The following is a 15,966-nucleotide window of genomic DNA, read 5'->3' on the forward strand; positions in this document are numbered from 1 at the left end:
AAATTTTCTTTATGACTACAACTATACTCTATAAAAAAGACCAAAAGATATTATCTTTTGGTCGATATAAAGTATATATATTAAAATGAATATAATAAAGAAAATACTTAAATTTATCTAAATTTAAAATTAAGTAATACCATACTAAATCATATCAAAAATCAAAGATATGAATATATCGTATAGAAACGCTTATTCTTGGGTTCAATAATTTATTTTAAAGTTTTAGAACTTAAGAAACACGGTAATTGGGCGCTTCTTTAGTGATTTGCACATCATGAACATGAGATTCTTTCATACCTGCAGAAGTCACTCGTATGAACTGAGGCTTAGTTCGCATCTCTTTAATATTTGAAGACCCTGTATAACCCATCGAAGAGCGTAATCCACCAACGAGTTGATTGACGATGCCATTAACCGGGCCTTTGTAAGGAACACGTCCTTCAATACCTTCTGGAACGAGTTTTTCAACCCCATCTTTAGCATCTTGGAAATATCGATCTGACGAGCCATTTGATCCAGACATAGCTCCTAAGCTGCCCATACCACGATAAGCTTTATAATATCTACCTTGAAACAGCTCTACTTCACCAGGCGCTTCTTCCGTACCTGCCAGCAAAGACCCTACCATAATGCATGACGCGCCAGCGGCAATCGCCTTTGCCATATCACCAGAGTAACGTATACCGCCATCAGCGATCAATGGAATGGTGTCTTTTAGAGCGGATGCGACATTATCGATAGCAGAAATTTGTGGAACACCAATACCTGCGATAATACGGGTGGTACAAATAGAGCCTGGCCCAATACCCACTTTAACAGCGTTAGCACCGGCATCTCTAAGCGCTAAAGCGGCGTCACCCGTTGCAATGTTACCACCGATAACTTGAATATGTGGGTAGTTCTTTTTAACCCAAGCTACTTTATCAATAACCCCTTTAGAGTGACCATGTGCCGTATCTACCACGATAACATCAACTTCAGCTTCTACCAATGCTTCTACTCGTGCTTCGGTATCAGCGCCAGTACCCACCGCAGCGCCTACTCGTAAACGACCCTGCGAATCTTTACACGCATTGGGGTTGTTTTCAGCTTTATTAAAGTCATTGACAGTAATCATTCCTTTTAAGGCAAAATTGTCGTCAACAACCAATACTTTTTCAATACGGTGCTCATGCAATAACTTTTTGATATTTTCGTTATTTTCGCCTTCTTTAACCGTTACCAATTTATCTTGAGGTGTCATCACGTTACTAACAGGCTGATTGTGATTGGTCTCAAACCTGACATCGCGATGCGTAACAATACCTACTACTTGACCGCTTCCTGTTTCTACAACAGGCACACCTGAAATGTTATTTTCAGTCGTAATACGTAGCAATTCACCCACACTGATGTCGGGCGTTACGGTAATTGGATCAACAACAGTACCCGCTTCGAACTTTTTAACTCGTCGAACTTGCATGGCTTGGCGGTCTATGTCCATATTTTTATGAACAATGCCCATTCCGCCTAGTTGAGCCATCGTAATGGCCATCTCTGATTCAGTTACCGTATCCATTGCTGCAGATATGATTGGCAGATTTATATCAATATCTTGTGTTAAACGCGTTGATAAAGACGCTGTTTTTGGTAACACATCTGAATATGCAGGTAACAGTAAAACATCATCAAACGTTAGGGCATCATCTACGATTCGCAACATACAAACCTCATGGCTATAATTATAAGCAGCTTATTATATCAAAAATATGTCGATTTTAGGCGTTAATTATTCTATAGTTAAAGAAATATACAATGGTTACAAGGCAACCGAGTGCAAGTACAACTATAACAAGTACTACTATAATAAGACGAGCTAAGTTAATGCTGTAACCGTTTAGTATTTCGCTGACTATATCTAAATCAACCGATATCTAAATCAACCGATCTAGAATATTAGAGTTATAACATAAACTTATTTAATACAGGTTATAGAATAGGGTAAAGTTGTTGTAGACTCTGTTATGCAGGGCCTCTAGGTGTTAACGTAACTCGCTCTGTAGGAATATCAAGTGGTTGTTCCTGACTAAGATATTCAAGCATACTTTTTCGTATATCACATCCCAGTATCCAAGCATTTAAGGGAGAGTCAGAGCTCACCTTACACCGCACCGTAACGGTATCTTCAGAGACGGCCGTTACCTGCATCACAGGTGTAACTTCTTCATCCCAAAGCTCGTGCTCATTAGCAAGCTCAATAAATTTATTCTCTAAACTATCAAAGTCAGCCCCATAATCAACATAAAGGTAAACCGCATTGGATTGACTGGTATTGGTATGAGACCAGTTCTCTATAGTCTCGTTGACTAAATGGCGCATTGGGACGATCAACCGTCTTTCATCCCATGTTTTTAATACCGCATAGGTGTATCTTAAGTCCTCGACCTCACTCCATATACCATCCATCATAACGGTATCGCCAATACGCACGGGCTGAGTGACAGCAACTTGGAAACCAGCAACAATGTTGCCTAGTGTCGGCTGTGCTGCAATACCAATAATCACACCTGCGATACCTGCCGAAGTCAGTAAGGTCTTGCCGAGTCCTTCTAAATCGGCAAATTCTGCCAACCCAATCCAAATACTACCGAGTACCATCACGAAAATAAATATACGTCTAAATATAGAAACGTACGTCATTCGTTCACGCTGCGTACTAAATTGATCCTCAGACAAGGTATCAATTTTAAAATCGGTATATCTATTAGCAAAGAAGTTAATGGTTCGGATACCTAGCCATAAGCCGCTGAATACCAATCCAAACCACATAATTGGTTTGGTAGATGTGGCAATAGGTTCAACTTTAGGTAAGCTTCCGGTGACTAAAGCGAACATTAAAGAAAAACTGACTAAAATAGTCAGTGGTACTGTAATTTTGGAAATAAGATCGGTGAGTCCTTTACTTTGTAGAGATAAGGTCTTTTTTGAGCTTAAGTCTTTTGCTTTATCTGAGTAGCTATACACTAACTTTGTGACAATTCGGCTGACGATGAGGCCAATACCTATGGTGATTATCATAAAAATAAGCAGCGCGATAAGTTCCCAAATGCTTAAGCCAAACACTTTAGCTTTCATCCATTCGGGAAAATACCGTTCAAATTTTGCAGGCTTATGAATGGCGTAAAGCGACTCAATATTCATAACTGATTGCGATGAAAACACCCAAACTGGTGCTTTATCTTCAACTTTCACGCGTTCTAAATATAAAGAAACTTTGCGCTCACGATAATCTATAGAACCCAACTTAAGAGAACGTCTGGGAATGCCTTGAATAGGGTTTTGACTGCCTAAAGATGGCTCAATCATTCCATCAATACGGTCAGGCAATTTATCATAGACATAGAGGTCTTTTTCAACCAATAGGTAGTCAAGCTTTTTTGCAAGATCGGCTGCCACATTTTTTTGCTCACCCTCAGCTATTGAGTTTAGATTAAGGGCATATGATGCTAATGCGAAATCTTTGTTGGCTGTCGTTGTACTAAAGAACTCTAATGTTGATAGCGGCGTCTCAAGATTCGGCGGCGGTACTAATTCGGGTAATCCAGCGTTTAAGGTTGCAACCTTATAGTAGCCCTGTTCTTCTCCAATAAGCTCGGTATTCGCTTGTAAACGCTTTGTTTCCTTGAACTCTTCTTCTTTAGAATCATCTGTGAACTGATCTTCAACGAAGTCTATTATATTTTCAGGTTCGTCTTTAACGTCTCCTTGACTAGCCTCATCGATTGAATTTTGTTTTTGAGGCGTATTTGACTTGGATTGAGCCGCTTGTGAATTATTGTCTGCATTGTTATTAAACCTGTTATTAGAACTGTTATCAGAACTGTTATCAGAACTTTTATCAGAACTGTTATCAGAACTGTTATCAGAACTAAAGAGCTTACTATCAGATGCTAAAGACGTTGGGGATATTAATGATAAACACAAGCTTGTAAGGACTAATAGAGCTAGAATAATGACCTGTCGAACCCTCAACGATAAAGTAATGTTTGACGACTTTATTGTGGTTAAATTGCATGATGATAATTTTGGGTCAGTACAGTTATTCATAGCGTCCTATTTCAATTTAATTATCATTATTTGATAAGATTTATTGGGTTTGATATTTTTATATCTTTAAATATATAGTGGTGTATCAATTGAAGATACGCTCTAAGCAGCTACATATAAATAGTATTATTCTTATGGTTATATTTGAATAGTATAAAGAATTAAAGCAAGATTATGATTTATATACTGTTATGAATACGTATTAAAAAAGCCCGTTCATTTAAGAGAAGGGCTAAACTTGAGTCTGTTAAACATTCAAATATTACAACTATGGCTTTAAATTAAATATCTAACTTCTACGCCATGTTGTTCCCGCTTTACTGTCTTCTAATACCACCTTACTGTCTTGTAGGATATTTCGAATCTCATCAGCACGTTTAAAGTCTTTGTTAGATTTAGCATCAATACGTTCTTGTATTAGCACATCTATTTGTTCATCAGTAAGCTGATCACTATCCGTCTTCCCTATTTGAGCTTGCAAAAATTCGCTTGGGTCTAGTTGACCGATATTTAAAATTCCTGAAAGCTCTTTTAGTTGTTGAGTAAGCGACTTGAGCTTGTCTATATAATCATTTGAATTAAGGTCACGAGCAAGTTTATTCACCTCTTTTGCAAGACTAAATATCACACTTAGCGCCAAAGAGGTATTAAAGTCATCGTTCATTGCAGAAATAAAATCTTGCACATAGTGACTGTTGTAAACACTATAATTTGTACAGTCTTTGCTTTTACTGTCTATACTTTTATTATCAAAGCTTATATTGTCTATGTTTGATACAGCATCTGGTTTGGTTGCATCCAGTACTGCATTTGCGGATTTGAGCGCTTGGTATAAGCGTGTTAATCCTGCATGAGCTTCTTTTAACGCTGCATCAGAGAAATTAACCTGACTTCGGTAGTGGCTCGATAAAATGAAAAATCTTATCGTCTCAGGATGGAAGCTTTGCATCACATCCCGAATCGTAAAAAAGTTACCTAAAGACTTAGACATCTTTTCACCATCTACATTGATAAAGCCCACATGCATCCAGTTATTGGCATAAGTGCAGCCTGTGGCGGCTTCTGATTGAGCTATTTCATTTTCATGGTGCGGGAACTGTAAATCGTGGCCGCCACCGTGTATATCAAAGCTATTCCCCAAGCACTCAGTTGACATCGCTGAACATTCAATGTGCCAACCCGGCCGTCCACTACCCCATTTAGAATGCCATTGCGGCTCACCCGACTTTGCCGCCTTCCACAGTACAAAATCAAAAGGATTCTTCTTATCCGTTTCTATATCCACTCTCGAACCTGCTTGCATATCCTCTAACTTTCTTTTAGATAATTTGCCATAGTCTTCAAAAGACTCTACTGCATAATACACATCGCCGTTTAAGCCTTCATAGGCATAATTATTATTTTCAAGCGTTTCTATCATCGATAGCATATCGGGAATGTAATCTGTAGCGCGTGGTTCAGCGTCTGGGTTCATGCAGCCTAATGATTGAGAGTCTTCATGCATGGCCTTTATGAATCTAGCCGTCAACGCTCCTATTTTTTCATTATTCTCATTCGCGCGTGCAATAATCTTGTCGTCAATATCTGTTATATTTCGCACATAATTGACATCATAGCCAAGGTGACGCAACCACCGACTCACAACGTCAAATGCAACAATAACGCGGGCATGCCCAATGTGACAATAATCATAAACTGTCATGCCGCAAACATACATACCGACTTTACCTGCTTCAAGCGGCTCAAAGTTACATTTTTCTGTACGCATTGAGTCGTATAGCTTTAAGCCATTTTGGTTTTCAATCAATAGCTGAGATAATGCCTCAGAAGTACGATTAAGTGTTGCTTTTGACATAATTTAAAACCTTCAATGAATACGTAACTTTATTAACAGAAATGGAATACATGATATGGAATGCAAGATATAAAATCTAATTCTAAACGTCTTATTATAGTCAATTAATTAATTTTGGTCTGTTGAATTTGGGGTGTCATCTTACCTAAGCTCACTATAAATTGCTACATAACAAGATACTACTAATCAGTGAATGCTACTAATCAATAAATGCTACTAAGCACGAATAAACATTATAAAAACTTCGACAATGCTAGCTTCTTGCTCGACACATATAAGTTAAACAGATGTAAGTTAAACACATATAAGTTAAATAAATAAAAGGATAAAGAAATGGGAAATCGTTTAAGTAAAATTTATACTCGCACTGGAGATGATGGATCAACAGGTATGGCTAATGGGGATAGAATTAGTAAAGCTGATATTTTATTCGATGTTATTGGAGATGTTGATGAATTAAATTCGCATATCGGTTTGATTATATCGCATCTTAATGAGTTACATTCAAACCCTAATAAACATTCTGATAGTCACCACATCCCTTCTATAACGGATGTAGTTGATAATTTAAATATAGTTCAGCATCTATTATTTAACGTAGGCGGTGAATTATCTATGCCTCAGTATAAAGGTATTGATACCTCGCATATTATGTGGTTAGAAGATGAAATCGACATCATCAATAATCAGCTATCAGCATTGAAGGATTTTATCTTGCCTTCTGGGTCTATGCTAGTGAGCCAAATACATATTACTAGAACAGTATGCCGCCGTGCTGAACGTCAAGGGGTTCGTCTTAAAAACAAAGCATCCGATGGGATTTCTGATGATATTCTAAAGTTTCTTAACCGTCTATCAGACTGGCTATTTGTTCTTGCTAGATATTGCACCAAACTAGAAGGGTCTAATGAGGTATTATGGAATAAAACTATATTAAGTAAATTTGATCAGTAATGAAAAGGTTAATTGAGTCTTATCTTTTAATCTATGAAGTTTATAAGGGTATACATAGATTGAAAAAGGATCAAATGTTCAATTTGATCCTTTTTTTATTTAAAATATAATTTTTTTAAAACTGTCTTAGTAAGTACCTTCTTCTTCAATGATGAGCATCTCAATGCTGTCGTCAGTTGGCACTTCAAATTCTTCACTTGAAGGTATTGGTTTTTCAATCACATCTTCTATATCACGTTCAGGTTTGGCAGGTAAGGTCGGTTCAATAGGATTAACCTGCTCAGTAGGCCGTGTTTGTTCAGGTTCGTAAGTAGACCGAGGTTCAGAGTCATTTCGGTTCGAATTACTACTTCTTTGATCATCATTATCATAAGAATTATCTATCGATGGTGGCTGAACAACCACCGGACGAGATGGTGCAGTAGGTGGCCTGCTAGCATCGAGTGCAGACTTATACTGAGATCTGGCAATGATATCTGCTGCTGCTGAAAGCACAGGCGGGAACCCTACGATACGGGCCACAGGCTGACCATTTTGTTCACCAACCACATAATTAAAATCGTTACTAACGAGCATATTATTATTTAAAGTCACATTTTTTGTTCTTAAATAATTATTCAAACTGCCTTCTTCAAGCAGCTCATATACTTTTTTAGCGCGTGTTACATCTTTATTAGGTAGCGTTAAGCTTAGGCTTGAATTACAGGTTACCACACCTTGAGCATTGGTCTGTTGTAATACTTTTGGATTAGCCACATCAATTAATATGGTGTTGACTGCATTGTTTGTGTCACTATAGTTTAAAGTTGTACCCGCCCGCTCTCCAAAACTTTTAAATAAGTTCTGAGTTTGAGAGCTGACAGAAGATTTGACAGATTGAGTCAATTGATTCAAAACAGCAGGATCATCACATTCTATAGTAATCGTATTAACCGCCGCATCGTTGTTCATACCATCAACCGTCACTTGCTCATCTTCAGTATTTGTGGCATCCGTATCGTTTTTATCTTTCTTCGTACAACCAACAGCCGTTAGGCCGCAAACTACTGCGACTCCTAATAATTTCTTATGACGAGCGATTCTGTCTAAACTTAATGTCATCTTGACCTCTTAGCTTATTATTTCTCTTAATTTGGTATAATGAGATAAGTGTTATAAAAGTTATAATACTAAAAATACATTAATGTATTTTAAACTTGAATATTATTAATAAATTTTAAATATAAGTGTAGTATTAAAATTTTAGAGTCGATTTATTAATCTACTGTCAATAAATAAATGAAACAACAAAAGGTTAATAGACACTAAATAACGTTTGTAACTTATCTTTAATCATAAAGTACATAGAATGTTAAATATGCATATATAGGCTATTATACGCCAAATCTTATTTATTTGTTATTCAATATACTCTAATCAATAAGCGTTTATTGAATGATGTTATTAATTACCTACAAACCATTTAATTTTAATAGCTTAAATGAATATCAGTAGAGCCCATTATGACTTCAAAGCATAGTTCGCCCTCTAGCCTACAACAGCTTAGTACTGTAAAAATGTTAAGGTCGAGTAATACCCGTTTGCTAGGTCATCGCGGCGTACGTGGTGAACAATTTGAAAATAGTTTAATAGGATTCAAACATTTAGCAGCATTAACAAAGCGTTCGTCAGGTTTGCTAGCGGGCGTAGAGTTTGATGTTCAATTAACACAAGATGGTGAATTGGCGGTTTTTCACGATGATAATTTGCTTAGGCTATTTAAGTTACAATCAAGAATAGATAACATCTCATTTAAACAGTTGCAACATATGACAGAGGGTCACTATCAAGTTGCCTCATTTGTACAGTTAGCGCCACTTTTAGAAAGCTATCAACACATTGAATTAGAAATTAAAACTCACAATAGAACCAATTACGCTAACCTCATAAAAGCTCTTAATGACTCCCTTTGTCATAAATTACTCGTTTCTCTTCCTATTACACTCACCAGCTTTGATTTAAAATTGCATGAATTGATCAATGCACATCCTATCCTAAAAACTTTTAGAAGAGGGTTACTTGTTGAGTTGCATGATAGTGTCATAAAAGATATTGCTTCACATACCAACAATCGGCCTATATCTGATATAACTGATTATCGTTCATTTAATCTTAATACACTGACATCTACCGAACAACCTTTATCACAAGCGCCTCATATTGCCATGCGTTTAGGCTGCAAAAGTGTGGGACTATATTTCGCCCTCTATGGTCCATCAATAATGAGACTATGCAGGCACCACGGACTATCGACAACGGCTTGGACGGTCAATGAAACAGATGAAGCCAAACGCTTAATCAAGCTTGGGGTTCGTTACATTATTACGGACTACCCTACTAATCTACTGGAAGATGGGACTACACATACTTAATAGTACTAATAAATGTTACCAATTATTGTTACCAATAACTGTTTTAAGTGTTTATTGAAAGTAAATTTTGACCAATTAACTAATAACTGAGTGAATAAATGTTCACTTTAATACAAGTTTGGGGTATGCTATTAGTTCAGTAAATAATAGATTGCAAGGACAGCTTTTAGTATGCTTAATGAAACCAAAAACCCTCTCAATAAGTTATCTCACGCATTGAGTAGCACGTTACGTCAAGGTAAACGTGTTTTAAACGACTTTCCTGATGTGATACAGACACTGCGCCGTCGTGTTACATCAAGTGTTAAGAAGCCATCAACTGATCTTTTAGACTTTAATGACCGTTTTGATAACGCTAAACTCACCATACCTACAGTCAAAGCTTCAGATTCTAGTTTATTACAATCCAATCAATCTGCTACTCAGCCAATAGATAACGAGCTTGCAGAAGAGCATGCCTTCAGACGAGCACCAATTAACTGGGTTCCAGCTGTGGTGCTGGTTGCGACACCTCTTGCTGCGGCAGTTATCACGCCTTGGTATATAATGAAACACGATGTGAGTGCGCCGGTTTGGGGCGTGTTTGCTGCGGTTGGTGTTTGGACCAGTTTAAGTATCACCGCAGGCTATCACCGGCTAATGTCTCATCGTAGTTATAAGGCACATCCTGCGGTGCGCAATTTTTTCTTAGTCGGTGCTACACTAGCCGTTCAGGGTTCAGCATTTGATTGGTGCTCTGGACACCGTACCCACCACAAGTATGTCGATGACCGTATGAAAGATCCCTACTCTGCAAAGCGTGGTTTTTGGTTTAGTCATATTGGTTGGATGTTAAAAAAATACCCAAGTGGCAATTTTGATTATAAAAACATTCGTGATTTGACCAATGATAAAGTGCTGCAGATTCACCATAAATACTATGGTCTTTGGGTATTGGGCGCTAATGTAGGGCTAATTGGCGCTATTGGCTGGGTCGTTGGTGATGTATGGGGCACCTTATTATTAGCGGGTCTGGTTCGCTTAGTGCTTAACCATCACTTAACCTTCTTTATCAACTCCTTATGCCATATGCATGGTAAGCGTACCTATACTGATACCAACACTGCGCGTGATAATTTTATATTAGCTATCCCCACATGGGGTGAGGGTTATCATAACTACCATCATTTCTTTCAGTATGACTATCGCAATGGGGTTAAGTGGTGGCAGTATGACCCGACAAAGTGGCTAATTTCGGTGTTAGCTAAAGTTGGTTTGGCATCTGATTTGCGTGTGGTAGATGATACGACCATCAAACATGCTGAGGTTAATATGCAGTTTAAGCGCGCCCAGCAGAAAATTGAGCATATAAAAACCAACAAACTTGAAGATGACTCGCTACTCCCTTACTCAATACAGACTTTTAGTGACCGTATTCAGTTTGAATATGACCTATTCACCGAGACGGTAAAAGAGTGGCAAGCGCTTAAAACTAAGTCAATGCAAATGAAAAAAGAAGCCATTGCCGATAAACTTCATGAAGTTGATGATATGCTGAGTGATCAATACGCGCTTATTGAAGGGCGGATATTTGCCCACAATAGAAATGTGAAACGAGCCTTTCGTACCGTCGGCTTTAAATCAGTCTTATAAACACTAAAAACTATAATAATAAACTTTGTTTCCTCCTCCCCTTCTTATAAGGGGTTTTTTTTGACTTATAAGCTGTCATCTCTACAGTACTGTGTATTATAGTCATCAAAACTTAAATTGGTTATGAGGCAACCGAGTACAAGTTATACTTACATAGACCTACTTGATTAGCTCATAACTTTTTTATAGATTGTTGACTTAGCAGTTAGTTAACATCAAGTATGCGTTAGCAAACTTATAATATTAGATACTATCCTTTTAATTAAACGATTAAAGCTAAAATCATGAATTATAACAACAGTTACGCAAGACTTGATGAACGTCTATATAACAAACAAAACCCTTCCCCTTTATCTAATCCTAAAGCTGGTCACTTTAACCCCATCGTTGCCAATCAAATTGGTTGGGATAAAAATGATACATTAATGGATAATTGGGTAGAGATCATCGCAGGTATCAAAATACCTAATGGGTTTGAACCTTTAGCAATGGCGTATGCAGGGCACCAATTTGGTCATTGGGCAGGTCAGCTTGGCGATGGACGCGGCTTACTTATGGCGCAGGTTATCGATAACAATAATCAACTTACAGACCTTCACCTTAAAGGCGCAGGACTCACCCCCTTTTCACGTATGGGTGATGGACGTGCGGTGCTGCGTAGCACGATTAGAGAATATTTGTGTGGTCATGCTATGTCGTGTTTGGGTATTCGATCTTCAAATGCGTTAGGATTTATCACTTCTGATACGCTAGTACGCCGTGAGCGTATGGAACAAGGTGCTGCGCTTATGCGTGTATCGGATACTCATATTCGTCTTGGCCATGTTGAATGGATTGCAAACTTTGCTCCAGAGCTTATGCATGACTTCACCAAGTACATGATTGAAACCTACTATCCTGAATATAAATCATCTAACACACCTTTAGCTGATTTCATTTCAGCTGTTGTTCGACGAACTGGGACTCTGATTGCTAATTGGCAATTAATAGGGTTCGCGCATGGTGTTATGAATACCGACAATTTATCGATAACTGGTACGACTATAGACTACGGTCCATTTGGGTTTATGGAACGTTTTAATCCAGCGTGGATAAACAACCATTCTGACTACACTGGACGCTATTCTTATCAAAACCAGCCGGCTATTGGTCATTGGAATCTAAATATTTGGATGAAGCATTTTATGCAACTTTCCAATAGGAATATTTTTATTGATACAAAAGAAAATATTAATCGAGAAGTATTAGATAAATGTTTGGCCCAATACGAATCAGTTTTCTCTCGCCACTATCAACAAGGTATCTGTCGTAAATTAGGCTTGCCTTGGTCTCTACTCTCTATACATACTAAACTTAAAGAGAGTACAAACTGTACAGATAACTTTAATAATAAGTCAGATAGTAATATAAGAGATAAATCGAATAATTTTTATGACAACACGGCAATAGAACCAGATGATGCAAAAAGAATAAACGATACGCTCAAACTCGCCTTTGAGTTTTTAGAGTTGATCGAATCCAATAAATTAGATTATACCAATAGCTTTAGAGCACTGATTGCAGTGTTTACAGAAGACAGCTCAGGTTATAATCATGAATATCCAAATGAATATCCAAATGAATGTCCAAATGAATATCTACATGAACATTTACTTATTAAAAGATTAAAAGATGAGCTAGCAGCCGATCAGTTAGAAGCATTTGAGCAGTGGATTAGTAACTATAAATCACATGTGCAACATATTATATCTAGTAATGTCAAGCTTAATAGCGGTCATCCGAGCCGAATTAGTGATGTCATAGAAAATTTGGCAAAAGCTAATCCCGCTTATGTACTTCGTAATAATATGGCTCAACAAGCGATTGAAATGGCTCAGCAAGGTGATTTTAGTGAAGTGGATAGATTGTATCAATTATTATCTACCCCTTACAATGTGCAGTCTATTGCTATAGAAAGTGACTTTACACCTCCTGCACTTGATGAAGAGCCCTTAGTGGTGAGTTGTTCATCTTAAGTTAATAATGATGGTTCAAAATCAGTTTTAAATTATTAATTAGACGTTAATAATAAGGCCATAAGTGTCTATTTTTTTGATATGAATAGCTACTTGATTATTCGTTGATTTAGACTTGTAATTAGTTAATTACTCTTTATTAGTTTCTTAATTAGTTAATTACTCTTTATTAGTTTCTTAAATAGTTACTTTAATAATTAGTTTCTTGAATAGTTGCTTCATTCAATAATTTATAACTATACTTGGATTGATTTGATTAAGTTAGATCAATAATTTGTATCATAAATTTGTACAAATAAACCAAATTTGCATTTCGTATTTGAACCAAATTGCGTTACCCTATATTGTAATAATTTATATCACCTTCAATCTTAGATATTAGTGATATAATATTAAGATTGAAAATTGCGACACTTATGAGTCTCCCTTTAGCGGAGTTCCTTTTTATTCAAGTTATAATTGGTCTTAAACATGAGCGATATTACTTCAAATACCCCTGCCGTTCCTAATGATATTAGCAAATTAAATCAAGAGCAGTTCGAACAATCTGCCCTGCATTATCATGAGAATCCTATTCCAGGTAAGATTTCTGTTACCCCTACGAAGCAAATTGCTAACCAGCATGATTTAGCGTTAGCTTATTCACCAGGTGTTGCAGTTCCTTGTTTAGAAATACAAAAAGACCCAAAGCTTGCAGCAAAATACACTGCTCGAAATAATTTAGTAGGCGTTGTGACAAATGGTACGGCCGTTCTTGGACTGGGTAATATCGGCCCATTAGCTTCTAAACCTGTCATGGAAGGTAAAGGCGTATTATTTAAGCGTTTTGCTGGTATTGATGTCTTTGATATAGAAGTTGCTCAAAATGATCCCGACAAGTTCATTGAAGCGGTTGCCTCTTTAGAGCCTACTTTTGGCGGCATTAATTTAGAAGATATCAAAGCCCCTGAATGTTTCAAAATTGAGCGTGAATTGCGCGAACGTATGAACATTCCAGTATTCCATGATGACCAACATGGTACTTCAATTATTGTTGGTGCCGCACTCATCAACGCTCTACAACTTATTGACAAAAAAATCGAAGACATCAAAGTTGTTTGTTCTGGTGCAGGTGCTGCCGCTATCTCTTGCTTAGATTTAATCTGCGCTCTTGGTGTTAAAAAGTCAAACATCTTTGTATCAGACTCGCGTGGCATTATCTCAACCAAACGTGAAAACTTAGACGAAAGTAAACAGCGCTATATACGTGAAACCAATGCGACGACTTTAGAAGAAGTTATGCCAGGTACTGATATGTTCTTAGGACTATCTATGCCAGGCGTTTTGACTAAATACATGGTTGAAAGCATGGCGCGCGATCCAATTATCTTTGCGTTAGCTAACCCAACTCCTGAAATTATGCCAGAGATTGCTCATGCCATTCGTGATGACGTTATTATGGCAACGGGTCGTTCCGACTATCCTAACCAAGTCAATAATGCTTTGTGTTTCCCTTATATCTTCCGCGGAGCTCTAGATGTTGGGGCCACTACTGTCAATGAAGAGATGAAAATTGCCTGTGTACATGCAATTGCTGCTATGGCACATGTTGAAGCCACGCCGCTTCAAGGTCAAAAATACATCGACACCAGCAAAACGTTTGGTCGTAATTATCTGATCCCAGGCCCACTTGAACCTAACTTAATTATTGAGATTGCCTCTGCGGTTGCTAAAGCTGCAATGGATTCAGGTGTAGCTACTCTACCGATCGAAGACTTTTCTGCTTATCGTCAAAAGCTATCTGCTTTTGTTTATAACTCCGCTTTAATAATGAAGCCATTGTTCGCTCGAGCTAAAGAAGATCCAAAACGCATTGCCTTTAGTGAAGGCGAGGATCCAAATGTACTACGCGCCGTTCAGGTAGTTGTTGATGAAGGCTTAGCCAAACCTATATTAATAGGCAGACCGGCTATTATCGAAGCACAAATCGAAGCGCTTGGATTAAGACTTGAAGCGGGTGTTAATGTTGAAATTATTAATCAACATGACGATCCACGCTACAAAGATTATTGGCAATCATACTACGCTAAAAACAAACGTGATGGGGTAAGTATCGAGCTTGCGCGCCGTGATGTCCGTCGTAAAACAACATTGATTGGCTCGCTACTTGTCGAAAAAGGTGATGCTGATGGCCTTATTTGTGGTACTTTCAGTCATTATCATTTACACCTTGACTATGTTCAGCGTGTGATTGATAAAGTAGAAGGCGCTACTAATTTTTATGCAATGAATGCCGTATTAATGCAAAACCGTAATTTATTCATTGCTGATACTTATATTCATGAAAATCCTACAGCTGAACAATTAGCAGAAATGACGGTATTGGCTGTCGATCAAATGCGCAGATTTGGTATCACACCACGAGTTGCTTTATTATCACATTCAAACTTCGGCACCTCAGATCTTGAAAATGCTGTCAAAATGCGAAATGTCTATAATATATTAACTGAAATGGATGTTGATTTTGAGTTTGATGGTGAAATGCATGGAGATGCAGCGCTGGATGACTTTATCCGTATGCAAGATTTTCCACACAGCGTATTAAGTGGCCCTGCTAACTTATTGATCATGCCAACTCTTGATTCGGCGAACATTGCTTTCAACTTGCTTAAAACTGCGACTCACAGTGCGTCTATCGGTCCAATATTACTAGGAGCGAGTAAGCCTGTACACATATTGACGCCTTCAGCCACTGCACGCCGTATCGTTAATATGACTGCGTTAGCGGTAACAGAAGCTCAAGATCTTGCATAAAGTTAACTGACCTTTTATATATATGAACTTATATCAATGTTAAAAAATTAAAGCCAGCATAATTGCTGGCTTTATTCGTTTGTAGATATACTAAATAATAATCATAAGTATAGTCAGCGAACTACTAAACGGTTACGGCGTTAATCTCGTTTAGCCTACTCCAGTAGCACTTGCACTCGGTTGCCTTGTAACCATTTTGGACTTCTTTGACTATACA

General features: G+C 37.6%; 9 protein-coding genes. 5 read left to right on the top strand and 4 right to left on the bottom strand.

The features are described from left to right. Positions 1-232 precede the first annotated feature (232 nt). The 3 genes from guaB to cysS form a co-directional block, all read right to left on the bottom strand. Positions 233-1,705 carry an IMP dehydrogenase gene (gene guaB / locus AC21OH_RS04495; protein WP_486535427.1) on the bottom strand — a complete coding sequence of 491 codons (1,473 nt, stop codon included), beginning with the start codon at positions 1,703-1,705 and terminating at the stop codon, positions 233-235. Between the two features lie 299 nt (positions 1,706-2,004). Continuing rightward, the gene (locus AC21OH_RS04500) at positions 2,005-4,089 is read right to left on the bottom strand and encodes a mechanosensitive ion channel family protein (RefSeq protein ID WP_487370347.1); all 2,085 of its coding nucleotides are present in this window, start codon (positions 4,087-4,089) and stop codon (positions 2,005-2,007) included. Between the two features lie 289 nt (positions 4,090-4,378). Beyond that, entirely contained in the window at positions 4,379-5,944 is a 1,566-nt protein-coding gene (gene cysS / locus AC21OH_RS04505) for a cysteine--tRNA ligase (RefSeq protein ID WP_487370346.1), read from the bottom strand. A 333-nt stretch (positions 5,945-6,277) separates the two neighbouring features. Between cysS and AC21OH_RS04510 the strand changes: the two genes are divergently transcribed. Beyond that, the gene (locus AC21OH_RS04510) at positions 6,278-6,898 is read left to right on the top strand and encodes a cob(I)yrinic acid a,c-diamide adenosyltransferase (protein ID WP_487370345.1); all 621 of its coding nucleotides are present in this window, start codon (positions 6,278-6,280) and stop codon (positions 6,896-6,898) included. Between the two features lie 126 nt (positions 6,899-7,024). On the opposite strand, the gene AC21OH_RS04515 is transcribed toward AC21OH_RS04510, so the two are convergent. Beyond that, positions 7,025-7,999 carry a hypothetical protein gene (locus tag AC21OH_RS04515; RefSeq protein ID WP_487370344.1) on the bottom strand — a complete coding sequence of 325 codons (975 nt, stop codon included), beginning with the start codon at positions 7,997-7,999 and terminating at the stop codon, positions 7,025-7,027. 401 nt (positions 8,000-8,400) lie between these two features. On the opposite strand from AC21OH_RS04515, the gene AC21OH_RS04520 reads away from it, so the two are divergent. The 4 genes from AC21OH_RS04520 (at position 8,401) to AC21OH_RS04535 (ending at position 15,749) form a co-directional block, all read left to right on the top strand. Beyond that, entirely contained in the window at positions 8,401-9,309 is a 909-nt protein-coding gene (locus AC21OH_RS04520) for a glycerophosphodiester phosphodiesterase (RefSeq protein WP_487371445.1), read from the top strand. 171 nt (positions 9,310-9,480) lie between these two features. After that, positions 9,481-10,941, top strand: a complete 1,461-nt coding sequence (locus AC21OH_RS04525; protein WP_487371446.1) for an acyl-CoA desaturase — start codon at positions 9,481-9,483, stop codon at positions 10,939-10,941. A gap of 284 nt (positions 10,942-11,225) precedes the next feature. Then, positions 11,226-12,956 (top strand): protein adenylyltransferase SelO, encoded by a 1,731-nt coding sequence (locus tag AC21OH_RS04530; RefSeq protein ID WP_487371447.1) that lies wholly within the window; start codon positions 11,226-11,228, stop codon positions 12,954-12,956. 471 nt (positions 12,957-13,427) lie between these two features. Further along, entirely contained in the window at positions 13,428-15,749 is a 2,322-nt protein-coding gene (locus AC21OH_RS04535) for an NADP-dependent malic enzyme (RefSeq protein WP_487371448.1), read from the top strand. The last annotated feature ends 217 nt before the right edge of the window (positions 15,750-15,966 follow it).

The sequence above is a fragment of the Psychrobacter sp. CX10 genome, assembly GCF_057621575.2.